Origin of the sequence: Fodinicola acaciae, from assembly GCF_010993745.1 — a bacterium.
GTDB lineage: Bacteria > Actinomycetota > Actinomycetes > Mycobacteriales > HKI-0501 > Fodinicola > Fodinicola acaciae.
In genome coordinates, this window is the sequence record NZ_WOTN01000002.1 from 1064707 (window position 1) to 1090857 (window position 26151).

General features: G+C 63.7%; 19 protein-coding genes and 1 pseudogene. 12 read left to right on the forward strand and 8 right to left on the reverse strand.

The genetic code is table 11. From position 1 onward, the window contains the following. The first annotated feature begins 51 nt into the window (after nt 1-51). The 5 genes from GNX95_RS20285 to GNX95_RS20305 all read left to right on the forward strand — a co-directional run bounded on the left by GNX95_RS20285 (nt 52) and on the right by GNX95_RS20305 (nt 8708). Nucleotides 52-1383: a PIN-like domain-containing protein gene (locus GNX95_RS20285; RefSeq protein ID WP_163508975.1), complete on the forward strand. Its 1332-nt coding sequence runs from the start codon at nt 52-54 to the stop codon at nt 1381-1383. 581 nt (nt 1384-1964) lie between these two features. After that, the gene (locus GNX95_RS20290) at nt 1965-3029 is read left to right on the forward strand and encodes a hypothetical protein (protein WP_163508976.1); all 1065 of its coding nucleotides are present in this window, start codon (nt 1965-1967) and stop codon (nt 3027-3029) included. Between the two features lie 116 nt (nt 3030-3145). Continuing rightward, entirely contained in the window at nt 3146-4567 is a 1422-nt protein-coding gene (locus GNX95_RS20295) for a protein kinase family protein (protein ID WP_163508977.1), read from the forward strand. After that, nucleotides 4558-7545, forward strand: a complete 2988-nt coding sequence (locus tag GNX95_RS20300) for a DEAD/DEAH box helicase (protein WP_163508978.1) — start codon at nt 4558-4560, stop codon at nt 7543-7545. Before GNX95_RS20295 ends, GNX95_RS20300 begins: the two co-directional genes overlap by 10 nt. 74 nt (nt 7546-7619) lie before the next feature. After that, the gene (locus GNX95_RS20305) at nt 7620-8708 is read left to right on the forward strand and encodes a hypothetical protein (protein WP_163508979.1); all 1089 of its coding nucleotides are present in this window, start codon (nt 7620-7622) and stop codon (nt 8706-8708) included. Nucleotides 8709-8941: 233 nt separating this feature from the next. On the opposite strand, the gene GNX95_RS20310 is transcribed toward GNX95_RS20305, so the two are convergent. Genes GNX95_RS20310 through GNX95_RS20325 form a run of 4 tightly spaced genes read right to left on the reverse strand, consistent with a single transcriptional unit; the run spans nt 8942 to nt 15670 of the window. Next, nucleotides 8942-10132 carry a Wadjet anti-phage system protein JetD domain-containing protein gene (locus tag GNX95_RS20310; protein ID WP_163508980.1) on the reverse strand — a complete coding sequence of 397 codons (1191 nt, stop codon included), beginning with the start codon at nt 10130-10132 and terminating at the stop codon, nt 8942-8944. Next, entirely contained in the window at nt 10132-13530 is a 3399-nt protein-coding gene (locus tag GNX95_RS20315; RefSeq protein WP_163508981.1) for an ATP-binding protein, read from the reverse strand. The genes GNX95_RS20310 and GNX95_RS20315 overlap by 1 nt, the downstream gene beginning before the upstream one ends. Nucleotides 13531-13532: 2 nt before the next feature. Then, entirely contained in the window at nt 13533-14207 is a 675-nt protein-coding gene (locus GNX95_RS20320; protein ID WP_222853776.1) for a DUF4194 domain-containing protein, read from the reverse strand. After that, nucleotides 14204-15670, reverse strand: coding sequence for a DUF3375 family protein (locus tag GNX95_RS20325; protein WP_163508982.1), 1467 nt, complete (start codon nt 15668-15670; stop codon nt 14204-14206). Before GNX95_RS20325 ends, GNX95_RS20320 begins: the two co-directional genes overlap by 4 nt. Before the next feature lie 1098 nt (nt 15671-16768). On the opposite strand from GNX95_RS20325, the gene GNX95_RS44330 reads away from it, so the two are divergent. The 3 genes from GNX95_RS44330 to GNX95_RS20340 all read left to right on the forward strand — a co-directional run bounded on the left by GNX95_RS44330 (nt 16769) and on the right by GNX95_RS20340 (nt 18412). Then, entirely contained in the window at nt 16769-17071 is a 303-nt protein-coding gene (locus tag GNX95_RS44330; protein WP_187369666.1) for a hypothetical protein, read from the forward strand. A 612-nt stretch (nt 17072-17683) separates the two neighbouring features. Continuing rightward, nucleotides 17684-17968 (forward strand): hypothetical protein, encoded by a 285-nt coding sequence (locus GNX95_RS20335; RefSeq protein ID WP_163508983.1) that lies wholly within the window; start codon nt 17684-17686, stop codon nt 17966-17968. 156 nt (nt 17969-18124) lie between these two features. Further along, the gene (locus GNX95_RS20340) at nt 18125-18412 is read left to right on the forward strand and encodes a sigma-70 family RNA polymerase sigma factor family protein (protein WP_163508984.1); all 288 of its coding nucleotides are present in this window, start codon (nt 18125-18127) and stop codon (nt 18410-18412) included. On the opposite strand, the gene GNX95_RS20345 is transcribed toward GNX95_RS20340, so the two are convergent. The 4 genes and pseudogenes from GNX95_RS20345 to GNX95_RS20355 all read right to left on the reverse strand — a co-directional run bounded on the left by GNX95_RS20345 (nt 18383) and on the right by GNX95_RS20355 (nt 22558). After that, nucleotides 18383-18694, reverse strand: a complete 312-nt coding sequence (locus GNX95_RS20345) for a PadR family transcriptional regulator (RefSeq protein ID WP_163508985.1) — start codon at nt 18692-18694, stop codon at nt 18383-18385. The genes GNX95_RS20340 and GNX95_RS20345 overlap by 30 nt on opposite strands. A 14-nt stretch (nt 18695-18708) precedes the next feature. Continuing rightward, nucleotides 18709-21099, reverse strand: a complete 2391-nt coding sequence (locus GNX95_RS44335; protein WP_425483906.1) for an RNA polymerase sigma factor — start codon at nt 21097-21099, stop codon at nt 18709-18711. Between the two features lie 160 nt (nt 21100-21259). Further along, a pseudogene (locus GNX95_RS44340) lies at nt 21260-21463 on the reverse strand (DUF6596 domain-containing protein); the annotation flags it as partial. A 753-nt stretch (nt 21464-22216) separates the two neighbouring features. Then, nucleotides 22217-22558 carry a hypothetical protein gene (locus GNX95_RS20355; protein ID WP_246281683.1) on the reverse strand — a complete coding sequence of 114 codons (342 nt, stop codon included), beginning with the start codon at nt 22556-22558 and terminating at the stop codon, nt 22217-22219. A 119-nt stretch (nt 22559-22677) separates the two neighbouring features. Here GNX95_RS20355 and GNX95_RS20360 point away from each other — a divergent pair, with 119 nt between their 5' ends. The 4 genes from GNX95_RS20360 (at nt 22678) to GNX95_RS20375 (ending at nt 26043) form a co-directional block, all read left to right on the forward strand. Continuing rightward, nucleotides 22678-23295, forward strand: coding sequence for an HIT family protein (locus GNX95_RS20360; protein WP_163508986.1), 618 nt, complete (start codon nt 22678-22680; stop codon nt 23293-23295). 305 nt (nt 23296-23600) lie between these two features. Then, the gene (locus GNX95_RS20365) at nt 23601-24080 is read left to right on the forward strand and encodes a MarR family winged helix-turn-helix transcriptional regulator (protein WP_222853777.1); all 480 of its coding nucleotides are present in this window, start codon (nt 23601-23603) and stop codon (nt 24078-24080) included. Further along, nucleotides 24007-25494, forward strand: a complete 1488-nt coding sequence (locus GNX95_RS20370; RefSeq protein WP_163508987.1) for an MFS transporter — start codon at nt 24007-24009, stop codon at nt 25492-25494. Before GNX95_RS20365 ends, GNX95_RS20370 begins: the two co-directional genes overlap by 74 nt. A 165-nt stretch (nt 25495-25659) precedes the next feature. After that, nucleotides 25660-26043 (forward strand): hypothetical protein, encoded by a 384-nt coding sequence (locus GNX95_RS20375; protein ID WP_163508988.1) that lies wholly within the window; start codon nt 25660-25662, stop codon nt 26041-26043. Nucleotides 26044-26151 lie beyond the last annotated feature (108 nt).

Sequence of the window (26151 nt, forward strand, 5' to 3'; positions counted from 1 at the left end):
GCAAAGAGGCACCAAGACCTACACGCACGCCCGAACGGACCATTTCGCTAGATGGCGGTCCCAGGCAAGATGATCGGAATGACGAACGCTGGGGAGAAAGCGCAAGTGGCCATGAACGAGACAGGGCGAGGGCTGTTTGATGGTTACGAGGCGTATCAGACACCCACGGACGCCGATTTCCGGAAGGTTTTGATCAACGGGATCGTCGTCGTCGACACAAATGTTCTCCTAAATCTATATCGCTATAACCTGCAGGCGCGCGACGACTACCTGGCCGTTCTCATGAAACTGAAGCCGAATCTCTGGATCCCGGCCCAGGTTGTTCAGGAGTTCTGGAAGAACCGCGAGGCCATACTCATGGATCCGCGTAAGACCAGCGAAACCGTCCGGCTGCTCGGCGAGCAGCGAGGCAAAGCACTGGTCCAAATCAGGCAATGGGCCAAATTGGTATCCCTTTCACGTGCCGGACTTGCCGACCTGACGCGCGTTCTCGATGACGCGTTCGAGGCTGTCACGGCTAGCGTAGAAGAGCACGAAAAGAACGAGTTCGAAGTATTCGTCAAAGACACAAACCAGGACACGATACTCGCTCGGCTAGCGCGGATCCTGCACCATCAGGTCGGTCCGGAGTTCGACGAGGACGAACTGGCGAGGCTGACAATGGAAGGCACTCGACGCATCGAGGCGGAGATTCCACCTGGATTCGCTGACGTCCGGAAGAAGGGGGTCGACGGCGCTCTTGGTGATTTCTTCGTGTGGGAACAGATCCTTCGGCAGGCAGAGAGCCGGCGACTGGATATACTTTTTGTGACGGCGGACAGTAAGCCCGACTGGTGGCGGACCTCGCGCGGGGAGCTTCGCGGACCACGTCGCGAACTCGTCCGAGAGCTTCGTGACCGAGCAGGCACCATGCTGTACATGCTGACACCGGACCGGCTGCTCGAGCATGCGAAGGCGGCGCTCAAAGTCGCCGTAAGCGATGAGTCGGCGGCGTTCGTAGCTCAAGTAGGAGACTCCCTAGCTGCACAAGATGACCTGTCGGCAGGTGGCTGGGATGAATCTGGAATGGCAACGTTGTTAGGGCGGCTAGCCACGGAGGCGCCAGTTCAGAGACTAGCCGTTACGCATGCTGCGCGGCATAGCGGATTCGTCAGCCGCGATGCTGTATACGCGCTTGGGAACTATGACCCAACTCGCAAGCTGGTGGGTTTCACCAGACCTGTCAAACGCATTGCTCAGGAACTCCGCGACCACGGCGCGGTTGCGGAAGAAGCGATCGAAGTATTCGAGACCACCTACGATGGTGCTGACCAGTACGGATGGGCGACCGGCTTCTCAGTGCCCAAGACACTGATCCCGCTCATCCTCAGCCAGGAAGGATGACTCGTCGAGCGGCGCTGGGACTTGGGTATAGGGAGCGTCGGGTCGTCGCCACATCGCAGGGAACAGTCGCATCGGTGGTGCGTACAGATGTAAGCACTCCTTGAGAACCTGCTCAGCGATACTTAGCGCGCTCGAGGATATTGTATACTCTTTTCCGCTGGCAAAGAGCCATGTCGAGGCGTCATCCGCGGTTGTGGCACCGGTGCTCCAGCGGAACTGAATCTGCTGCCACGGAATGCTGCGGTAGTTCTCACCGTCGTGGGTCCTCACATCAGCGACTGAGATTGGCTGTGTCGCTCGGGGGCGACGAGTTTTCGCACCTTCGGGATCAAGCCAGGTTGCGCGCCGACGATCGGCGTACGGGGCGGCAATGTAGCCGTTCGGCAGCATTCCGAGTAGGACCTTTTGAACTCCGTTGGTTGGTTGTAGGTTGGCATTATGGCAATTGCTGCCGTCACCATGGCGGCGGGCTGATGGGTCGCGCGGGTCGCGCGGGTGGCCTGCCGCTGATAAGCTGCTAGGTTTGCCCGAGGCAGGCATCCACGGTGCGGTGGGGGTGCTCGTCAGACACGGGGAGATGGATGATGGCCTATTTTCTCGGCGCTGCATTCGTTGTCGCAGCTGACGTTGCGATTGACGGCGTGATGCACATGCGTTCGGTTGCCAGGCAGAATCGCGCGATCGCGCTCTGGAATTCGCCGCTGAGCCGGCTCGGCCGCTGTGGCATCTACAGTCTCAGGGCGACGACAGCAGTCGAGGAGGCCTTGACGGAGATATACGAGATCGAGCCGTACGGCTGGACGTACACCAACGGGCTCTACTTCGCCGGAAGCCGCGTTCCTGAGCGAATCGTGGTGTTCGCCTCGGCGGCGGTGGCGGTCATCGATGTCATCTTGTATGAGGACTACGCCTTTGCGGTGCGATACGTGGATGAGGCGGCTCTGGAGCTCACGGACCGCCTGTGTCTTCCTCGGATTCCCGTTTTTGGCTTCGTCTGTCGCGCGGGCCTCGATGAGGAGCCGCGTTATCTCCCTGCGGCCTCGGGGCGCCCGGTGGGGGTGACTGGCCGGCCGTGGCTTCCAGGCCTCCTGCGGGCTCGTCTTGGGGACAGCGATGAGGGCTCGTGCCTTCCTGATCACTTCGAGCCTGCCTTTCAAGCCGCCTCATGGGCGTATGAGCAGCAGTCCAATCTTTTTTGGGACATGTTGCGTGAGTTTCCACATTGGTGGACGATCATGAATCTTCGCCTCGACGATGAGCAAGATGAGACCGTGGATCTCGTCTGCGCTGGCCCTAACGCGGTCTTCGCGATAGACGTGTCCAACGTGGATCCTGACGGTAGCGTTAAGCGGATCTCACGACACATTCATCGGCTCCGCGCCTATTTGCCCTGGGCAAATTTGGTTCCAGTCATCATCACTGACTCGGTGCGGCGAATGGAGTTTGGCCCGCACGTCGATACTGCCGGCAACAAGATCGCCTGGATTAACCCGGACTGCTTCACCGAGTTCGCCCGGAAGGTTCGGCTCCGCGGGCTGAGTGCAGCCGAGATCGCGTTTCTCAACGCACCTGCTCCAGGGTGGAGGCGGACGGTCGGCTTCGGTCCCGATGGGCCTGAGGTGAGCTGGGGCTGGACCGACGAATGAACGATCCCGCAAGGCGTGCCGCGCAAGTGGGCGACAAGGATTGACGATTTGTATCCGTCATTGCGATCGGGCCGCTATTCTGCCCTGTTCGGTCAACCCGATCTCTTAGGTGAGTCATGAATGAAGAGTTGTCAGCACTGGTGGACGCCTCGCCGAACTTTCGTTTCATCGCTGAGCCGGAGCTGCTGTTAGCGGGCGACGCCGCGCTCGCTGAGCGATACGTGGACTCCGATCCGGACGGTGCCATGTTCAAGGCCCGCCACTTCGGCGAGACGCTTGCGAAGATTCTCGTCCGGCAAGCGGCGATCCAATATCCGGAAAAGGCTAACCAGTTCGGTCGAGTCGCCGCGCTGGTCAACGAAGGAGTGATCCCGGGGCGCCTTCGGCCGGTCTTCGACACCCTTCGTAGCGAGGGAAACGAAGCCGTTCACGGTTTCTCCGGCGACAGGCAGAAGGCAAGGACGTTGGTGAAGGCGTGTCATCGGCTCGCTGTGTGGTGGTACGAGAGACAAAGCGGCAAGCCGCATCACCACCCGTTTCAGCCTCCGCAGGCAGAAGAGAGCACGTCGCTGCGGGACCTGTTTGAAAAAGTGGAAGAGCAACTCCAATCGCTGCAGACTGTGTTCGACGGCGCCGTTGGTCGGCCCGAGCCGAGGATCGTCATCAAGACGGCTCAACCGGATGCGCACGACTGGCGCGGCGGCTCGACTGTCGTCTGTGGACAGCGGTCGTACCTTGTCCACCACCCGGTACAGACGATGGAAGCCGATGACCGGTCCTGGAAGCTGATGCAAGCACGCGCTCACAGCCTCGATTCCCACGCTAACCAGGTTTGGTTGCGCGGTCTGCTCATCGCATCAGGCAGCCGAGGACAGGTGGCCGAGATGGTCGACGGGCTGGCTGCACAAGCCTCATATTTGACCGATGCACGCCACCGAAATCGTTCGGCGGCAGGTTCTTCGCTGCACAAGGACGGCGATCTGCACGTTCTGGTGACCGCACTGCCGACGGGGTCGAGCTGGACCGAGGTGTTTGGGCCTGGAGACTGCCCGCTCGACCCGCTCGTACTCCCGCGGGTGCTGGAGGTCCTCGTCGCGGTGGCGGAGGTGCTTGCCAACCTGCACCGCGCTGGCCAAGGGCATCGTGCCTTGGACGGCGAGTCGATCCTGGTATCCAAGACTGGGAGTAAGGGTGCGTTGCGTGACCTCGGCCTGGCGTGGTGGCCGCGGCTGACTCACGAGGGCCGGCCGTATCAGGCTCCCGAGCAGCAGGCGATTGCTCGTGGGCTGCCCGGACCAGCAACGGACGTGTTTCAACTCGCGACGCTGCTTCAGCATGCGTGCGCGGGGTATCGGCCCACTGCGGGCATGACGATCGCGCTCAAGGCGTTCATCTCAAATTTCCCGGAGCGGCTCGACGAGCTGCTGGGACGGGCTCTTGATCCGAATCCGTCGAACCGCCCGGACATCGCCACTTTTGCTGCGGAACTGAGGCTTGGAAAACAGCACCTTGTCACGGAGGCAAACGCATGGCCGTAGGGGAGGTCGCGGTCGGCGGCCCGATCACGCTCATCTACTCGAACAGATTCCTGACGGACATAGACAACCGGGTCACGCCGTTCGTCCAGGAGATCAGCCAGCTGGCCGGGATGGGGCAGCTGCCGATCACCTTGGAGGTGATGGATCGTGATCCTGGCTGGCGTATGGCCGTCTATTCCAGCCGATACGTGGCATGGTTGTATCCGACCAAAGGCGGCGATGTCTACAATCTTGGCCACGCCGCGCGGCGGCAGTTCCGGGACGAGGACCGTCTGGTCAAGGGCGCCCTGCTGTTGCGTTGTCCGTACCAGCTTCGGTTGTTCCCTAACCTACCCAGCTTCAACCAAGCAGTGCGAGCGGGGCATACGCCGCGCACGTCGTCCCATGCGGACCTGCTTTGGCGGGCGTGGCATGGCCTTCCGGCCATGGACGGCAAGCGCGCGCGACCGCCGTCGTTGCTAACACCTCATACCGACTATCTGGATCTGCTGGATACGGTGGTCGAGGCGAGCCGCCAGATCGAGACTGACCGGCAGACGTCCATGCCACCGCAGCATTATGTCGCTCGCGAGGCCGCCAAGGAGAAGCGCTATTCGGCACGCGGTGTCTACCGTTTCCGCCTGGCTGGGCGCGGGGAGCTGACCGCGAACACGATGGTCTGCCTTGGGGAGTACGCCGAAGCGCGGGGCAGGGTGATCCGCGCCGATGGCAACACCGCGACTGTCCGGTTCGAGCCCGGCACAGATTACGACCGTATCCCGGCTCAGGGAACGCTGAAGATTCTTCTGAGCGACCGGGTCTTTCGTGCGCAAAAGGACGCGATCGCGGTGCTGCGCAACGGGCAGTCGAGCAACCCGAGACTGCTGGACAACCTGGTCTCGACTACCTTCCTGCCGTACCAGCCCACAGCGTCCGGCACGCCGAAGCCGTCCCTCGACCTCGATCCCGACCAGCTGGAGGCATTCCGGCGCGCGCTCACGGTGCCGGATGTGCTGTGCGTTCTTGGTCCACCCGGCGCGGGCAAGACCACCACCATCGTCGAGGTGGTGCAGGCCAGTGTGGCCCTTGGTCGCCGAGTCCTGATCACGTCGCATACCCACCGCGCGGTGGACAACGTGCTGGAAAACCTGCCCTCGGACGTCAACGCGGTCCGGATCGGCAACGAGGACAACATGAGCAGCCGGGTGAAGGCGATGTCCGCGGAGAGCCGGGTCGAGGAGGTACGCGCTGGAATCGTTGCTGGCTCAGGCCTTTTCGACACGCTCCAGGAGGTGGCGCGGCAACGACCGTTGCTGGATAGGTATCTCAGCCATCTCTCATCGAATCTCGACGCGGTGGAGGCGGCGCAGCGCGAGCTGGTCGGCATCACGCCGCCCCTTGCCGAGGCGGTCAGGCGGGCCAGCGCCTCGATCCAGCCGCAGCTTCGCCGGGCCGAGGTGATGCTGGCGCGGCAGCAGTCTGTAGTCGTCAAACAGGACTCCGTTGCGGCGCGCCGCCGCCAACGGCTCAGTGCCGCGGAGTCAAGAGCCGCCTCGGGCTCCGCGACTGCTTTTGTCCACCGCTGGGTCGCCGGCTGGCAACGCGGTCGGCTCGCCCGGTTGGGGCAATTGTTACCGACTGCGCGTACGGCGCTGGAAGCGGCTGAGTCTGCCGCTGCATCCCTGCGGGACCAGGCCGAGGCGATGGCGGCGCACGATCCGAGGGTCGTCGAGCTGATCGCGCGGCGCGACACCGCCAAGCGCAAGCTGGAGGGCGGATGGCCGGATATGGAGCGGATCGGTGCGCTGATCGAGCAGATGCTGCGGCCGGCGATCTCGATCGCGCCGCCGCTACGGCACGAAGTGGTGGACTGGGCCGAGTTTCACCGCCGATGCGTTGCGGGGCTTGGGCTCCTGGAGAACCGGCGTGCACTGCTCGCCGAATGGCGGGAACGGATCAGCGACTTGAGTGCGGGGCTCGAGCGCGAGATCGCCCGCTATTCCGATGTCGTCGGTGCCACCTGCGTTGGCACGGATACTTCGGCGCTGATTTCGGGCCTTGAGTTCGATCTTGCGATCGTCGACGAGGCCGGGCAAATCTCCACTCCGAATCTTCTGATACCCCTCGTACGCTCCGAACGCGCGATGCTGGTCGGCGATCACAAGCAGTTGCCGCCATTCCTGGACGAGGAAGTCAGGAAGTGGGCCGATAGTCTGATCGGGCAGCAGACCTCGCTGACCGCGCAGGGTGTCGCCGATGTGAGTGCGCTGCTGGCCAAGAGTGGCTTCGAGTTGCTGTTCCCGCGGGCTCCACGGTCGAACGCGGTGTGGCTGAAGACTCAGCGGCGGATGCCCGAGCAGATAGCGAAGTTTGTTTCTGACACGTTCTACTCTGGACAACTGCGTACCGCGCATCGCGGTGTCGCGCCGAATTCCTTCTTCCTATCTCCGTTCGCAATGGTGGACACCTCTGACCGGCCGACCGGCGAACGCAAGGAAACCGCTATGCGTCAACTAAAAGGTGCACAGCGGCACGGCTACCGCAACGACCTCGAGGCCGCGATCATCGTCAGCCTGCTGCAAGCCCTCGCCGGGCAGTATCGCGACTGGGCGGTCATCGTGCCGTTCAACGCACAGAAAGAGCTGCTGATCGAGCGCCTCTCGGCCGCGAGGAGCACCTCAACGCAGGTCGCTGACCATGTTGGGAGCGTAGATTCGTTCCAGGGAGGGGAACGGGATCTCATCATCTTCGGGTTCACCCGCAGCAATCCGAACGGCGATATCGGATTCCTCAAGGAGTTGCGGCGGTTCAATGTCGCTATTACCCGCGCAAAGCAGCAGTTGGTACTCGTCGGCGACCTCATGACCTTGTGCAACGCGAAGAATCGAGATTTCCAGGACACCATGGTTGCCATGACCGAGCACCTTCGACGGGTTGGTCACCTGCGCCGGTCGGGGGACGTGATGGCGGCGCTTTCGACCGAGAGCCGGCGTGCGTGATGAGGCGAATCATCTATCCGGCCACTCGAGCCGTGGAGAGTGTGAAGGCACTCCCGGGCATTACGCCCATCAGGATGTTCCCGGTGCTGTGGCCGCTGTGGCAGGTCGATACCAGCGCTGAGATCTATGACCGGCAGGAATTCGAGATAGTCGACCACTTCGTGGTCCGCGCCATCGAAGAGGCGCAGATCCGCGAGAGCGGCGAACTCGCCCGTTTCCTCAACGTGCCCGCAGGCCTGATTGACCGGTGCCTGGCCTTCCTCAGCCTGATTGGCCATGTCACTACGTACGGAAAATTGCTCCAGCTGACTGAGCTCGGTCAGCGGTCGGCTCAGGATGGTGTGCGGTACGTGGCCTCCAAGAGCAGGCAGACCATTCTGATCGAGCGCCAGTCGGGGTCGCCGCTGCCGCGCGAGTATTACGATGCCAACGTCCCGGTGCTCGACACACCAGAGATTGAGGAGGGGCAACTAGCTGACCGTACCCGCTTTCTGCGAGTCTTCACCACCGCCCCGTATCGGCCTGAAGTGCTGCGGTGGCTGGAAAGCAACCCGGAACGGGTCAAGTACAACCTGCCCAGTCAGCTGCGCAACCTGACCGATGAGGGGCACCGCGAGGCTTTCCTGCCCAGCTACCTGATTGAGACGGCCGATCACAGGATTCTGGCCTTCACCAACGCTTCCGAGCAGCGTGACGAGTTCTTGGAGCGGCTCTGCACTCGTACGTCAATCGAAAATCTTATCGAGGCCAGGGGAGTCAGCCGCCCAGAGCAGATCTGGCGCAAGTGGTTGGCGCAGTCGAAAACCTTCGGCAAGGGTCGGCTTCAAGAGTCCGCAGGGGGCTGGCGGGTGGTCCTTGACGCCGACGCCTTCGGTGATTCGCCGAAGCTTCCGTTCCGTCGCCTGGGGTCGTACCAGTTCTACGACAACCACTTCATTCAGGTGTGGTGCGCCGATACGGCCGTGCGCCGGCGCGCGCTGATGGAGCGCTCGCTGGGCATCGCCACTCTTCCGGAGGTCACGACCGAACGGGATCTCCAGAAGAGGATCCGGCAGCTGGCGGGCAGTCTTCGGGTTGCCGAGTTCGCCGTCGCCGACCTGCGCGCGCACGCCGCGAGCACCGGCGACCAGGACCGGCTTCATCGGCTAGAAAACCTCACGTAGAGGCGGTGACTTACGCTCTCATTGGCGAACGCCGGCAGTCCTCAGCAATTGATGTGTTACCCGTAGCGAAATCGTGATGTCGATAAGGCCCGATAACGCGATCCGCGTGAGCCTCCGAATTGGGTAGGGCCGCGAATGTATCGGTCGAGTCGGTCGACATGCTGGCCGATGGATACCTGCTCGACGGCGTCTGAGTGATGCGGCTGTCGATCGTGCCGGTGCCGGTGCCGGTGCTAGCGGCTACCGCTCAACGCGGCCAAGAGAGTCTCTTGGACGTATGTCCACGGTATTCGTTCCTGTTCCAGTCGCAGCGGGTTGCCGTCGTTCCTGAGCGCGGCGAGCGTTTCGCGCTCTGGGTTGGTGAGCGTGCGGTCGGGTGGGTCGACGCGACCGGTGGGGTCGTTGACGGCGAGGCTGATGTACTTATCGAGCGTGTTGGAGTCCATCATGATGGAGGTGATGTCGAGAATGCGGGTTCGTGCCCGGGATAGCAGGGTGAATCCGGCGCGGTCGAGGTCACCCCAGTACCAGGTCTGTGCTGCGGATACCCACGGGATGGCGGAAAGCGCGCCGAGGTAGTTGCCGAGGGAATGTATGACGATCAGGCCGGGTAGATCGGCGATCGGTAGTGCTGATTCTTTGTTCTCGACGATGAGTACCTGGTGAGGACGCAGCGGGAGGTTGGCGATCTCTTCCAGCGGTGCGTTGAGGTGGCGAATGCCGGCGAGTCGGTGCTGGTCGCATGGATCGGTGAGGATGACGTTGATGGTAATTGGCAGCGGTCGTAGGCCGAGCAGATCAAGGTCGCGGTCTGTTAGCTCAACGTGTCCGATCGCCGTTTCTGGCGGTGCGCTCTGATCGCTGCTGATGCGCAGGAGGGCATGGACGAGTCCGCGGTGACGCGCGAGCCACTTGGTGTGCATGCCGACGACGGGAACCTGGCGGATGGTCAGTTCTGACCGCGGGTTTTCGTTGAACCATCGGATGACGCGCAGGAGCAGCGCGAAGTCGTCGTCGCTGAGGTTGGTGATGGCCTGGAGATGCGGCTTGAACTGTTCGCGCGGACCACCAAGGTCGACCAGCCGCGGATAGCGACGTGTCGCCGTGTGCCAATGCGCTTGGGTCTCAGGATCGACGGCTGCCAAGGCGTTGGCGTCGGGCAGGTCGAGGTGGGTGTAGATCTGCTGTGGTCCGATCACTGTCCGGCGAGTCGCGGTGCGTAGGCGGATCGTCGGATGGGTTTCCACCCAGGAGCGCCACGTTCGCAACCATGCTGCGACCGTCGTTGCGTCACGCGCGATTGTCTGAGCATTCGGAGGTGCGAGCGGGAAGGAGAGGCCGTCGGGAGGCGATGTGAGCCAGTCGCGCCAGGAATATTCATAGCGCGTTCGGATCTGGCCCAGAATCTCGTCCGGGGTACGCATCAGGACGCTCTCTCGTCATCGAGTTGGAGCGCTTCTTCGATGGTCATCGGAAATATTCGCACGCTGTCACGGTCGTCCGGGTCGGAGTTGATGTACGCGACGGTCTCAACGTAGTCCTCGAACGCGGTTGCCTTTTCGCGCGGCGCGGCGACGATGAGCTGGAATCCGAGAGCGCGAAGTGCGGCCAGGGATCGTCCGGTGTAGTCGCTGTCGGCTTTGACGAAACCCTCGTCGAGGAGGATGGACGCGTAGGTGGGTGGGCCGTCATCGCCTTCGCCGAGCCGGTAGCGCAGCGCAGCGCCGAGGATGAACGCGATCAGCTCTTGGCCTTCTCCGCCGCTCATCCCCGAGACGCCTTCGTGAATGAGCTCCGTTCCGTCAGTCTTTGTCTCGATGGCTCGGAATTCCACCTGCTCGCGGGCGTCGAACACGCGTCGTCGCCAGGCTTCACCAGTGCGGGAGAGGTCATCCAGACGCTCGAGGCTGCGGTGGAGGCGGACAAACGACTTCTCGATCTGTTCGGCATCGCGTGCGGGGTCCTGCGCGACGGTATTGCTGGTGTAGCGGCTGATGATATCTCGAAAATCCTTGTGGTCTGAATTGGGCCGGTCGGAGGAGTCGATGGCCAACGTCGAGCCTTCCCGGAAAGAGACTCCTTTCAGGACCGTGTTGATCGGTTTCAGGCCATGTCGGATCTGGCGTCCGTCCTCCTCGATCTGGACCAGGACAGCGTTCAGCTGGCGGTTCATATCCTGGTCAACTTTCTGCAGCCATTTTTGTTTGGCGCGAGGCAGATCGTCGTCAAGGAGCTGCTGATGGATCGCCAGCAACGCGGGCAGGCTATCGATCGTTCCATCGATCTCGCGTTCGGTGCGATCGTCGATGTTCCGGTAAGCCTGAATCGTAGCGAGCACGGATTGCTCGTGTGCTTCGCGGTCCTTTCGGTGTTGCTCTATTTGACCACCGAGATCAACTTCGGCGCCGCGTCGGCTGGCGTTGACGGCTGTGTGGTCGGGGCTGGTGGGTACCTTGAAGGGCAGGCTTGCGAGGGCTCCGCGTTCGTCGTCATCAAGCGGCGGCTGGCTGTCGACCAGCGTGGTCGCGGTGTCCTGGATCTCGATGAGGCGCTCCCACAGTCGGTCGAGGTCTTTTTGCCGTTCTTCAAGGCTTGCGGCAGCCGCGCTCGTCTTGCCGGCGTTGGTACGTGCCTGTTCCAACTGCTCTCGCAGTTGGCGTGCCTGCGGCGTGTCGGCACGGGCCAGCTCTTCCTCTAGCTCATGCACTCGTTCTTCGAGCGGTGTCGTATCGATGCTTGACCACGTTATTTCCTCGCCCAGATTCGTGAGACGTTTGATGCGGTCGCGGCATACGTCGCGTGCGTCGGTCGCCGCCTCAGCCTTGGACTCGAGCGAGGGCCGTTCGCGCATGAGGGAGGCGATCTGGTCGGCCAGTTCGGCGCGCAGTTGTTGGTTGTCCCAGCCGATCCACTTGTAGGGGCTCCTACGGTCGTTCTTGATGAACCTGCCGCGGGCGCCGGTGCGCATGCCGGCGCGTGTGACTGCTCCGATGGTCGCAGCGGGTCGGTGGGACTGCAGCTCGGAGTCGCGCTCTACGCACCAGTATGAGAAGTGCTCGATGAGCTCCTTGCTGAGCCAGTCGGCGTAGGGCGACTCGGCGATATCGAGAAGAGCGGGGATCGTGTTGTCGATAGGCCGGGCGCCTCTTCGGGTGTCCGGTACGCCGACCAGGGTGATTCTCTCGCCCATGTCGTGGTCGTTGACATAGCGACGTACGGCGGGCAGGTCCCGTTCGGCGACCAGGAGGTCGCTGGCGAGTCCGCCCAGGACGCTGAGCACCGCGGGCTCCCAACGCCGATGCTCGGGTTTGACCTGAATGAGCTCGCCGGCGTAAGAGAGGCGGTCGGTGGGAACGCCGGTGTCGCGGGCGATGCGGGTGCGGACGGCGTCGGCGGACGGCGGTATGTTGCTCCGGCGCTGCTTGAGCTGTTCGATCTCACCAGCAAGAGTCTGGATGCGGCGCTTCAGATTGACAAACTCCGCCTGCTTGTCGTACGCAGACTGATCAAGGTCATGCTTTTCGTTTTCGAGACCGTTGCGGACATGCTTCATGCTCTCGTGTAACAGGGTCAGATCCCCTTGAGAGGTGGGAAGGCGCATCTCGAACTCTTCTAATCGGCGCGCCAAAGCCTCGCGGTGCTTCTCAAGTGCGTCGAGGTCCTTTTTCTCCCTCTCCAGCTGAACGGTCAGCGTTTGGGTCGGATCGCCACCGGCGGCGGTCAACCTGTTCAGGATGTCGTCAAATCTGTTCTGAGCCGTATTGTCGTCCCGCTTTGCTTCCTGCAGCTGTTCGTCCAACTCGGCGCGGTCGAGCCTGTTGGTGTCGATCTCGTGGTCTGCCCACTCGTAGAGCTTTTCGGCATGCCAGATCGCCAACCGCGACGGCTGATCGGTAGCGGGAAGGTCAAGTAGATGTTGCTTGGCGACATAGTCATTCCCTGCCGTCCTGTATTTCTCGGCGAGGTCGGGCAGGCGGGTGAGCGTGCTCAACCGCTGCCGGGCGTACTCGAACTCGTGGTAGAGCCTGGAGGCCTCTCGGTAGGCGTCCAGTGCTGTGTCCCATCGGGTCAGCGCAAGCGGCTCGGTGAGGACGAACTCCTTGAATAGGGTGTTGATGTTGAAGATGCCTTTCGATGCATGGGCGCGGCGCAGCAGATCCATCGCCAGCTGCTGGGACTCGTCGGTGTGTCCCATGTGCATGACGGTGCGCATCTTGGCGTGGATCCGGCTCTGCGACGGGTCGATAATGTCACCGCGCGCAGCGTCGATCAGCCCGCCGAGGGTTGCCTTCGATATTGGCGGGGCTCCAGCTCGTACGCTGGACAGTCCGTTTAGTCGCGTCAGGTCGAAAAAGCCGTGTACGAATCCGTACACGGTGCTTGCCGCGATCGCGTCGGCACCGATCGTGTCCGGGCCAACCCAGGCGAGGCGAAGAGCGGTTACTCGGCGGCCAGCCTCATCGGCCCATGTGATCGCGGCGCCGCTGGCGAATCCTCGCCCACCAGGTGGCCGTTTGTAGCTTGCCGTGCCGGAACGTTTGTTCTCGTCTCGCCGTTGGTCGGTCTTCCCACGCGCATAGCTGTAAACCGTGCGCTCTCGCTTCTTCCCCTTGTCATCCCGGGCCGCCTGATTGAACTCCTGCGGATTGGGCATGATCACCGACGCCATCGCGTCAAGCAGCTGCGACTTCCCGCGACCTGACGGACCCAGGATCGCGGTACCGGCGCGGCCCACATGCATCACCTGAAGACCGGCGTACCCGCCCCAGTTCAGGATCTGGACCGTATCGATGCGGAACTGCCCGCGAGCGTCGCCTACCATGCCTACGCCTCCCTCTCCACCCTGTCGTTCTCAAGATCCGGCGGCGCTGAGCCGACCATGTCCAGCTCGCGGCGGTACGCGGCCTCGAGACGAAGGACCTCGTCGACACCGATCAGCGGAACGACCACGGGCGAGACCGTGAACAGATAGTCGGCGTCCGGGTCGACGGTAAGCAGTTGCAGATCTGCGAGAGCGCGGATCGCCGCGTTCACGCGGCTCTGAAAACGTGCCCCGTCGCCATCACCCTCCTCCCGGTAGGCGCGCAGAAATTCGTCGACCTGCGATCGGTTAACCACCACCGGCCCGTCAGCGGCGTCGGTGTAGGCATATTCTTGACGCAGGAACAGCAACACAAAGGACGCGTCGCGAGACAGCGGCTTCTCACGTCGCAACAGCCGCGGGACGTCCTCCTCAACCTCCTGCCGCTTGAACGCGACCTCCAGGTCCCTATCGATGACGAGCCGTAGGAACAGGTCCGCGAGCCGTTCACGGATCTCCTCCTCATACGCGAGGAGCGCATCCCATACCTGCCTCTGCCGGGCCCGCGAGACGAACCGGGACCTGAGCAGCGACACCAAAGCCCGCCTGGCGTCCTCCGGCAGCCCCGGCTGGTCAGCGTCGGCTCCATCCAGCCCATCGACATCTGAGGACTCCTCGTTGTCCCATTCCGCGTTCACGATGCCTCACCACCCTCGATCGGACGGTCGAAGATCAAATGCGGGAGCACGACCCGCAAAGCCTGCTCACGGTCACCAGCGAGCGCGACGTACTCGCGGACATCAAGCCGTACGTGCCCGTGGTCGATCGCCAGGTCGAGCAGGGACACCACGGCGCCGAGTCGTTGGAACTCGGTCGGGGTCGCCGCGAACACCTCCGCCGCGGTGACGATATGCCGTCCTCTCAGCAGTGTATTGACCGTCCGCGCCATCACCCGCCGGCTCGTACCCGCTGCCAGGCGCAACGCAGCCCGATCCGTCTCCGGAAGGACCGTCGCCTGCGGGACCGCCTCAACGATCACTCGCTGTGGCCCCAGGTCCCGCCACAATTGAGTCTGCGAGATGTCCGCGACCGCGATCCGGCCGATTCCCAGCACGTCATCGTCGATGCTGCGCGCACCGGGGGAACGTTCAACCCACTCCGCGCCGGCATGCAATGCCCGCTCCGCCAATGTCACCAGACGACGGTGTCGAGCGTGCGCGGACCGGGTGAGGAATCTGCGCAACGACGCAGTCCAACGCAAGTACACCTGCTCGACCGCAAGCTCAGCCCTCATCAACGTCGAGAGCATCGTCTCCAACTGCTCACGTTGCGCCACCGTCATATGATCGCCGGCGAAGTCTTGGGCGAGGATCTGCTCGATATCCTCGCTGATAGAGCGTGCCTGCTGCGAAGAGGCCAGCATGCGCGAAAACCCCTGATAAGCAATCCCTTCAGGCGTACGTGCGAGCAGATCATTCTCCTGCAAGTACTCCTCGACCAAGTCGGCTTTGCTCGGACCGTCCGCCATCGCACGCCGCGCCACTTTCTGGTGCCGGTCTTCCACTAAGGTGCGCAACTGCCGGAAGTCTGCCGGCAACGAACGCGTCATCGCCAGAATTTCGCGTAACTGCTGCCGCATCTCCTCCACGGTCGCCAAACGCGCCCGCCCGGTAGCGATTTCCTTTCTGCGGTTGCGCAGCTCCGCTATCTGCGCGTCGATCCGACGCACTTGTATCTCGCGATCCGGGTTCGTCATGTCAGCCAAGAGGCGGACGGCATGGGCAATGCTCCCCAGCCTCGCACCGGAAACGCTACTCTCTCCCTCAACGATCTCCCGCACGATTCGCAATGCGCGCAATGAGTACGGCGACAACCGATAACGCAGCCTTCCGGCCTCGATCTCCGTCTCCAGCCAACGCGCCTCGACCCACCTGCGGCAATGCTCCGCAGGAGAACGGTCACCGTGCCAGTCTGGATTATTCTCAAGAGCCTCAGCGATGCGCTCGTGGAACCATTCCGCAGACACCGACTCGTCGACCGCCTCCAAATGCTCGGCGAACAACGGAAGAACCCAGTCACGGCTACGGGCGCTCAGCAACCGTAGCGTCGCGTTGCCGAACAGGGCACTCTTGATCTCGCTCGGGGTCACTCCTGCGGCCATGGACCTCACCTCCCCGCTCAACGCGGCGAGCCAACGACGCTCTGGATGTCCTCGATCGCCTACGATCGAAAGAATCCTTCGCGACGCGATCGGCTCGCGTGAATATTCCAGTCGACAAAGCCTCCTGCGCTCACCGATACGGTACGGCGAAGGTGCGCCAAAACCGTGCCTGTCGGACCCGCATCGGCTGAACAGCCCGGCTAGCATCACCGACTGGCCATCGTCGCTCACCTGGACAGATCCTGGACAGATCAGATACATCGACCAAGACATCGCATCTGTAGGTCGGGCTGGTCGACCGTTATTGGCGATGAGTTTCACGACGAGATCACCAGCAATCCAAGGGCGTTGACCACGATGCGCCCTTGAGCCCGGCGTCGGCGTCCTGGTGACCAAGGAGGCTCGGATGTACGACTGCGGCGCTGACGGCCCGCAGGGGTGAAACCTCATACGCCACGTAGCAGCCAAGGCCGTACCAGATCTCGCCCCTAGCATGCCGGCGCGCCTGATCGCAGGCGTTTGAGGGTCCTGTCTGCCCTAATCGTGCCGTCAGTTGTCCGCTTCGCATGGGAGTATTGGTGGGAGCAACTGGGAGCAGAACTGTGTCGAACCGGTCTTAACCGCCTTGAATGGCTCCCACGTGACCTGTGGAAACGGTGTTTGTGCTGGTCAAGGCCGATACATCGACTGGACTGGCAGTGTGGGGGTCAGGGGTTCGAGTCCCCTCAGCTCCACAGAGATAGGACCTTTGACAAGCGGCATTCCCGCAGGTCAGAGGTCCTTTTCTGTTTCTAAATGATCTTGCTAACTGTCCACAGTAGACACTTAGCAATGCTTTATTCATATTTTTGGGAGGATTCATGGGAGCGAAAGGTGTGGGGGTCACCCTCTCGCGCAGTGATCTACATCACGCCGCGTCGCTGATCTCTCGCAACCTCCGTCAACTGCTCTGAACGGCACCCAACGCCTTCAGGTTTTTCCTCGCGAGCAGCGCCCAGTCGGAGTTCGTGGCACCAGATCTCCTTGAGTCGATGACGCCGGGTCTGGGGGTCACGACGACCGCGCTCGGCACTGGCCGAGCAGGCTGGGCTGTCGGATTTGACCCAGCGGAACGTCAAAATCACTGATGCGCCGATCGCCTCGACGGGAGCGAACCCGGCAGGGAAGATTCCCGCGATTGTGGCGGGAATGGTCACCGGCGCTGATTGCATCGATGACTTGGACGTGATCCGCCACGGCGGCATGAAACACCTGTTCTCGGACGTGTACGCACCTTCCACGTTGGGATCGTTTCTGCGCGCGTTCAGCTATGGACACGCGCTGCAGCTGATCACGGTGTTGACCGGGATGTTGGTCACATATCGCGGATCTATTCGCGATCGCGCACGTGCCGCTTCCTGATGGACTCGGTCCAGTGGACCCGAAAGCTGGGTGGATCGTCCCCAGGATCGTCCGGATTGCCATGCGACTCCCGCGAGAGCGAATCATTCAGTTACGCCATGATGTTCAGTCAATGCCTCGCCTTGCCGGCCCGCCATCAACGATCAAGCTGCCAAGCCGAGAGTACCCACCCGGTAGCGGCGCCGTATTGTTGGCAATGCTCGGGAACCGAAACCTAGACCGGTCGGACTCAGCAAAAGTACTCTCTCGAATGGGTGGTATTCATCTCGCAGCCTCAACGATCGGAATGATCGGCGACGGGCGCAAAGATCTGACCAGTGACTTGCTTGCGGCCTTCGGGACAGTCTTCAACATCTATAGGTAGTTTCGTCGCTACACGGATAACGTTTCTCCGTAAGCGTTTGCCCAGCCGGCGCGCGCACAGGCGCCCCGGCGACGGACCACCCCTACGGGCGTGAGGACGACACCCCCCGGGACTGGCCCAGCGCCCCTGATCGGACCACCCCCACGGTCGTGGGGACGCCCGACGCACTCGGCCTGTCCGTTGCTACGTGAGCGGACCCACCCCCACGGGCGTGGGGACGACGGGTGTCCCCGGTCCAGTCGCCAACCTTGAGAAGGACCACCTGGTATTTCGGCTGGATCGCCGGCGTCGCCGCGGTCATCGCCACCGTGCTGCCGCTGACGCTGGACGTACCGTTCGCCAGCAGGATCGCCACGGCGATGATCAACCTCTCGGTGGCACTCGCGATCGGCATACTCACCAGCAGCGGCGCGCGAGCGGCCCGGCGCGATCGCGAGCCGTGGCCACCGACGTTCGAAGATCAGGACCTGGAGGAGAAAGCGCCGGACGTGCCTCCCATCCGCGACCAACGGCACGCCGGCGGCAGTCGCTGATCCCCACCGGTCGTCGCGTCGGAATCTTCACGGTACGGGTCCAACCCGAACGCGGAAACGGCGTGGTTAGGCGAGCAACGCCGGATCACCGAGCAGTTCATCGCCGCTTGCGCCGGCGGCGACCTGGAAACTTTGGTACGGCTGCTGGATCCTCAGGTGGTCGGCGACGCGGACGGCGGCCCCTCGGTGCCGGCGGCCCGCATCAGGGTCAGCGGCCGGGACCGGATCGCGAGGGTGGGTCTCGGTTACTGCCGCCGAGCCGGCACGACGGTGACCGGCGCGACCATCAACGGCGAGCTCGGTGTGGTGATCAGCCAGCGCGGCACGACCCTGGCCGTCCTGTCACTGACCACCCGAGATGGCGTGGTGCAACGGATCCGCGCCATCGTCAACCCGGACAAGCTCCGGCATTTTTCAGGCACTGCCTTCGGCGAGCTTTCCTAGTACACCGATTTTTCGTTGCAGCGCCTGGAGTTCGCTGCGCGCGGAGGTCGCGCCGTTCGGGGTGAGCCGGTAGTAGCGGCGCGCCGGCCGGCCGGCGGCGGCCGGATCGACGTCCTCCCAGTGCGCCTCGACCCAACCGGCGTCCTGCAGGCGTACCAGGATCGGATAGAGCGTGCCGCTCGGCAACCCGGTCGCTCGCATCAGCTCAAGACCGTAGTGACCTTCCTCGGGATCGGCCAGAAAGGCCGCGAGGACCGATGCGACCGACGTGGTGATCCGCATGGGTTTCCTCTCGTTCATGCCGGCTCGGTCCCCGCGATCGAAACGGTCCGCGGCACCCGCAAACGTCGTGCCAGGCCGCGAAAGGTGACGGTGAAAAGGAATGCTACGCCGGCGCTGACGATCACCGAGCCGGTCGCCAGGGGTACGCCGTCGGCACCGTACGCATATCCGGCGATCCGCATCAAAGCGGGGCTCACCAGGGTCGAAACTCCGAAGACGATCATGAGCGCCGGCGTCGAGCCGACCACGACCGCCGCCACCAGACCGATACGCGCGAGGACGACCCGTACGCCTCTCCACGACGACCACCGCGCCAGCGCGAAGAAGTACGTGGCAATCACCAGTCCGCCGTAGAAGATGAACACCAGCCACCAGGCTCCGCTCGAAAGCTTCGCGGTCACCGCCGAGCAGCCGTACAAAATCACCGGAAGTACCGCGAGGAGCGTCGGTTTCCATGTCATGGCAACGGGTCTGGCCAGCAGCGCGCAACAGGAGGCGAGGACGAACAGAGCCGCGCCGACGACGTACGTGCCGGCCAGCAGGTCCACTGGAATCGCCGATACCGGGGCACTGCTGACATTGAACAATGTGATCGGCGCGCAAAACCCGGCGACCATGGCGACCCTGGTGAATCGCGCCGCGCCGTTCGCCTGCTCGGCGCTGCCGAATCCGGCCCGCCGGCACAGCTGGACCGCGGCGAGCACGAGCGCGGTGGCGAGTGCCGCGGCGAAGACCAACGCCGGCCAACCCTCCATGTTCACCCGGTCAATCAATAAATCGGCCACGAAAATCGCCGCGGCGACCAGTGCAGCCGCCGGAGCGGCGCCTCGATAACGCCGCAATGCCAACGAAAGACCGAGACCGACGAGCAGGATCGCGAGCTGCCGGATTTCCTGGATCCACAGGTGTACGGTGTCCGGCGCGTCACCGGCGGCCGCCTCCACCCTTTCCATGAACCTGATCGGCATCGTGAGCACGTCGGCCCACGCCAGCCCGCCAACGGCCACCAAACCGTAGGCAATGCGGGAAAACACCGGCAGCCGCAACTCACCGGGCTCGGGCCGCTCTCGCGTCGCTTCGACCGGCGGCGCGTACGCCTGCATCTGCCTGAGCACGTACGCGACGGCGAAAACCGTACACACCACCAGCACCGGAAGGTTGTTGCCTGCATTGAACATGAAATTGATGGCGCCAGCGGACCCGACCGGCAAATTCGCCTGGTACAAGTGGAAAAGTTGTTGGCTCCAGAGCGGCACCAACGTGGCAGGGGTCCACAGCGGCGCGGTGGCCAGCGGCGCGCCGAGCGTGATCGCCGCGTTGGCCGTTATCACGGCGCCGGCGATCCACACCAGGAGTCCGCCGCCTCCGGCCGCGACCAGCACCGCACGCCAGCGGCGTCCGGCCAACATTTTGCTTCTGGCCCACCAGAAAACCGCGACCAGTCCGAGCGACCACGCCACCAGGCCGCCGGCTGTTCCCGGAACCGACCAGTCGATGGACCCGGATTCCTGGTTGAGCCGAATGCCGGCCAACACCGGAAACGTACCGAGCAGGGCCGTCAACGGTACGGCGAAGACGGCCGCACCGCTGCGCAACCGGCGGTCGCCGGTGCGTACGACCGGCAGCGCTCTTCCGAGCCACCAACCCAAAAAACCCATCCCGGTGACCGCCACCAGCAATGCCAGCACGGTGGCCACCGACTGTGCGAACAGACCCAGTGAGCCCACCGGGTCGACGGCGACCCCCACGAAGATGTTGTAGAGCCCGGTCATCGCGCTGGCGACGCGCCACGCGACGAAACACAGGAACGGCAACGCGAACAACAGAAGGAAAGGTCGTGACGCGCGGCCAGTAGCGGCGACCCGGTCCGGCCACGTCTCGCCTTCCGCGTTGACTCGCGAACGAGCCAGGCTGGCCGCGAAACGCACCGCACGGATGCTGCGTACGACCGGATTCACACCGGGCTCGGACCGGATTTCCGCGATCTCCGCGCGCCATTCCCGCTCGTAGTGGTCGCGTAACGGCTCCGGCCACCTGTGCAGTGCGATCCGGAGCAACGCGTCGAGCACTCTCGTCAGCCATTGACGACCCATGCTCGGAACTCTACATAGGATCGCCGATTTCCGCCAGGGTTTTCGCAAATGAGCCTTTTCCGGCTCGCTGCCGGCCAGCTCCAGCGCCTCCCGGTACGCAGTAGCGGCCTCGACGTCCCGGCCGAGGCGTTGCAGCAGGTCAGCGCGGGCCATGGCGTACGGGTGGTAGGTCCTCAGCCGCGGCTCGCCGGCCAGCTCGTCGAGCAGCGCCAGCCGGACGGCCGGCCCGTCCCGCATCGCCACCGCCGCCGCGCGGTACAGCCGGATGACCGGCGACGGAGCGATCGCGAGCAGCACGTCGTACAGCGCCACGATCTGCGGCCAGTCGGTCGTCGCGACATCGGCGGCCTCGTCGTGCAGCGCCGCGATCGCCGCCTGTACGCCGTAAATACCGGCGGGCCGACCAGCGCGACCGGCACAGCGGGAGCCCCTCCTCGAGCAGCGTACGGTCCCAAAGACCCCGATCCTGGCCCTCGATCAGGACGATCTCGCCATCCCGCGTACGCGCATCCCGCCGCGCGTGGACCAGCAGCATCAGCGCGAGCAGACCGGTCATCTCGCGCTCGGCCGGCAGCAACCGGTGCAGGATGCCACGAGGCATGGCGCGTCGCCGTCCGCCGTGAAGACGAATGTACGACGAATGAGGCGGCGGACGCCGTGTCAATCGCGCAGGCATCAGGTGGCACGAGTGCGGACAGAATTGTACTCATCGAAGTAGCCTCCTTGGGTGATGTGACGTTTCGGGCAGTTGCGTGGCAGGCGTGGCCCGGGTGACAACGAGAAAGGCTTGCTCGGGTCGCGATTTCTGCCTGCAGCAGCTGCCGGTGAGCGAAGAATCATCGACTGCCTCGCCGCGCGGCTCAGTCTCGGACGAGGTTGTGGGGTGAGCTGGTCTTCAGGCGTGGACGAAAATGGATTTCCTCGCCTGGCCGGCTGCCTGGGGATTGCGACCGTTGACGCGACTACCGCGCGGAACTCGCCGGGCGAGGCGGATAGACCGCCGAGAATGGCAGTTGACGAACGGCTAACAGCGCGACGGCTCGCCTGCAGCCCGCCCCGCTGACGCTCTGAGCTGGCGGCAGCGGGCCGGGTTTCAGGCATGAATAGGTCTGCCTGAGCGCGTCGATCCGGCGTCGCTCGGGCCGTACGAACGGCTACCGGTAAAGGTGAGTGATGAGGCTGCGATCTCTGGACGGGTCGAGGTCGTCGACGACCGCGTGGATACTGTCACATGCGTTGCGCAAGTCATCGAGTGATGTGCGCCGACAGATAATCTGTTGGATCGGATATATGGCCGATCACGGAACAGATACTGGCGTCCGATCACGTCGGCTACGGTTCGGTTCGCTGGTCGGTAAGCATGAGGCGTAGCACCTGTAGGTCATTTTCTCGGTGGCGGAGCAGCCGGCCTCGGCGGTCGGCCGCCAAATCAGCCGGTTTTTACGATGACCAACCGCAGGCCATGCGCCGGAATCTGTTCATCGCGGCGGTTGTCGTAGCGCTTGCGCTGCAGTCCTCGGTGTACTCCGCTCACGGTCAGCCGGTCGGGTTTGTCGAAGTGTCGGATCGGCTGGTCATGCTGAATCTCCCGGTATTCGACTACCACGCTATGACCAGGCCAGAAGGCGTCAACTGGCAGGCTGCGGCTACGGCCATCGCGGCCGGGGTCACCCCGCAGCCAGTCGAATCGGACCTGCCGCAGCCCGGGTTCGTTCAAGATCTCGTCGCACAAGGCAAGTACGTAGGCTTCATCGCTCGTCTCGCGGCTCATCCCAACATCGTCCCGCCTACCATGGTGAATCGCGGATTTGGCACAAGACCATGACCGTCTCGGGGCAGAGTCGGCGACGATTTCCCGGCCCCACAGCCTCGCTGGGCTAGGCTCGGACTGTGGCTTTGCGACCGGAAGACTTCTATCACCACGCGTTTGCCGCGGCTGATGACGCGGGCAGGCTGCCGCTGGCTCGGATGACTGGATGGGAGATCTCTCCGTTCGAACCGGAGGGACTGCGAGTGGCGCCGCTGCGTCGACCGGTGCTTCCCGAACCAGCTCGAAACGGTGAGGATCCGGCCGACTGCCGGGCCTGTTCCGCGCAGAATGAGGGAATCTGGTTCGACGATCGGTGGCGGCTCAGCCGGATCGAGCGGGTCGGCGTACCGCTGGTGTTGATGTTGCATCCGCGTGATCATCACGACCTGCCGGATCTGCCCGACGACCTGGCCGCCGAACTGGGCGTGCTGACAACCCATATCGCCCGGCACATCGAGGCGCTACCGCACATCGCTCGCTCGCATGTCTATCGCATCGGTGACGGCGGTGCGCACCTGCACGTGTGGTTTTTCGCGCGGCCGGAAGGACAGGCCCAGCTCTACGGGTCCTGGCTGGTCGTATGGGACGACCTGCTACCGGAGTATCCAGCTGCCGAAGCCGACCAGGACGCGGCGACAGTGGTCGACTCCCTGCTGTCCTCGTACGGCGGCCGGCGTACGCCCGCAGCGGACTCCTAGAAAGTCAGATACCGACAAACCCACGGTTGCGACCAGATTCAGCAGCAGCGACTCACCCACTCCGGGGGCCGCTGGAGGGCCTGAGGTCATGGTGTCGACGTCGAGGTCGTACGTTCGGTGGTCCCGGCTCCGGTCGGCGGCCACCTCGGAGCGGTCGTGTCCGAAGCCATGGCGGAGTGGAGTTTCGGCGTGGCCGTACGGTCGCGCGACCAGATCAGGGGAGTCTCTGGCGTTTTCTTCAGTACTGAAGTACCGTCGTTCGTCGCAGCTAGTTCAGTACTGAACAATCTACGAATGAGGCCCCGTTGATCGAGATTCCCTGGCTCACGCCTGCCGAGCAGCGCACCTATCGGGTCTTTTCCCGGATGACCCGCGACCTGTTCAACCATTTCGACTGCGACCTCAAGCGCGACGTCGGCATCCCCCGCAGCTACTACGAGTTGTTGTTCGTCCTCGGCGAGGCCCACCCGGCCCCCATGCGGATGACCGATCTGGCGACCGGTACGCGGTCCAACCCCAGCCGCATCACGTACGCCGTGACCCGGCTCGAACAGGACGGGCTGCTACGCAGGGAAGCCAACCCCGCCGATGCACGTGGATGGACCGTTCGACTGACCGATGAAGGTGCCGACATGCTCCGGCGCGCGGCGGAGCGGCACGCGCAGAGCATCCGGACCTATCTCTTCGACGCTCTCACCGAACGCCAGCTCGATGACCTACGGCGTATCAGCGAGAAAACCATCGCACGCATTGAAGAGACTACGACGGCCGCAGCGTCATCCTGAGAGCAGGAGCGCGATGACACGGAAAAACAGCAATCCCACAATCGCGTACGCCGGCGTGCTGCTTGGTGTCTTCATCATTGTTCTGGACACCACGATCGTCAATGTGGCGGCACCACGCATCCAGGAGGGCCTGCACAGTACGATCACCGAAGTCCAATGGGTGGTGAACGGGTACAACCTGATGTTCGCCGCCCTGCTGTTGTCCGCCGGTGCGGCCGCGGATCGGTTCGGCGGGCGACGGGTGTTCACCGTCGGCCTGGCGGTGTTCGGAATCGCGTCGCTCGCCTGCGGTTTTGCTCCGTCAGCGGCGATCCTGATCAGCTCCCGCGCGTTGCAGGGTGCGGGTGCGGCGCTGATGCTCCCGACAGCGCTCGCGCTGGCCGGCCACCTTTACTCGGAACAGACCGCGCGGGCGCGCGCGTTCGGTCGGTGGGCGGCGGTCGCCGGTGCGGCCACGGTCCTTGGTCCGCTGGCTGGTGGTTTGCTGGTCGACAGCCTCGGTTGGCGCGCGATCTTTTTCGTCAATGTCCCCATCGCCGTGCTGTCCTGGCTGCTGCTCACCCTGAATGCTCCAGAAACGGCGCTGCACAGCCACAGCTTCGACCTGAGCGGTCAACTCCTTGGGATGGTGACGCTGGCTTCCGCCGCCATCGCGCTCACGGAAGCCGGCAGTCAAGGCTGGAACAGCCCTGTCGTACTTGCCACCCTGGTTGTCACGGTCGTCGCCGCCGCCGCGATGGTCGCAGTCGAGCGTCGGGCGGCCGAGCCGATGGTGCCGCCCGGCCTGGTCACCAACCGCCAGTTCTCGGCCGCGTCGCTGGTCGGGCTCATCCTCAGCGTCGGAATTTACGGACAGCTGTTCGTCCTGTCCCTGTATTTTCAGGAAGCCAGGCACTTCACGGCCTCGGGCACCGGACTGGCTCTGCTCCCGTTCGCGGCGGTGACCACCGTCGGACCGCTGTTCGCCGGCAGGCTGATCGGGCGCGGCTGGGTGACCGGCACCCTGCTTTTCGGGCAGGTCGCCGGCGCCGCGGCCAGCCTGCTGCTGGCCTTTGCCGACACGGGGACTCCGTACTGGACGGTGGCGATCGGTCTGGCGCTGCTCGGGCTCTGTCAGTCAGCATGCCAGCCGGCGGTCGCCTCGGCGGCGCTCATCGACGCGCCACGGCAATACGCGGGCGTCGCGTCGGGAGTGCTGACCGCCACCCGTCAGGTCGGTTCGGTCCTTGGCGTCGCACTGCTCGGTGGTCTGGTCAGCGAACAACGGAGTCTCCTGCCCGGAATGCACGCCGCACTGCTCATCGTAACGACGCTTTTCGTTGCCGGCAGTCTGCTGACAGCGCTGTTCATCCGTGCACACCAGAAGCCCACCGACCAAGCCAGCAGGCACAAAACCGCCACAACCTCCACATAGGAAAGCCATCGGTGGAGCCGCGGGCGAGCGCTCGGCGATCACCGCGCCGTACGGCACAGCCGAAACGCCAGCTGTTTTCGGGCTGAACCGAAAGGTGTGGACGACGCTGTCCGGCCGCCAGGAGACTTCACGGGTCAGCCGGTGGGGACCGGAATGGGAGTAGCCATGCGGGAAACGTCAGCCCGTCTGCTCATCGCCGGCATCGGCTGCGCGGCCGCGGTCGGTACGGCCATGTGTCTGCCGCAGCCAGCCGCCGCGACCGTGGTGACGACCTGTGAGCGTACGGTTTGCCTGGATATCGACGTGAACATCAGCGGCCCGCTCAACAATTGGACGGCCACCGCGTACACGCAACGAACCGCGCCACCGTACGTCGGACACTTCGACATGGAACTGCACACCGCCAGTGGCGCGGTCTCGATCGTGCACGGCAAGGAAGGGGCAGGTCCGCCTCTGCTGAGCGTGAGCGGCACCGGCCAGGAAACGGTCTGCGCCATCGGCTACCGCGCGGACGGCACGCTGGTCGGACGGACCTGCCAGCAGACCTGACCGCGCCTTCACATCCCGAGATGCCTGACGCCCCTGGCCGATGCGCAGAACGCGCGTGAGGTGCGCCAATTGGCCGGGAATGGCTTGGAGAATTCGCTCCTTGTCTCA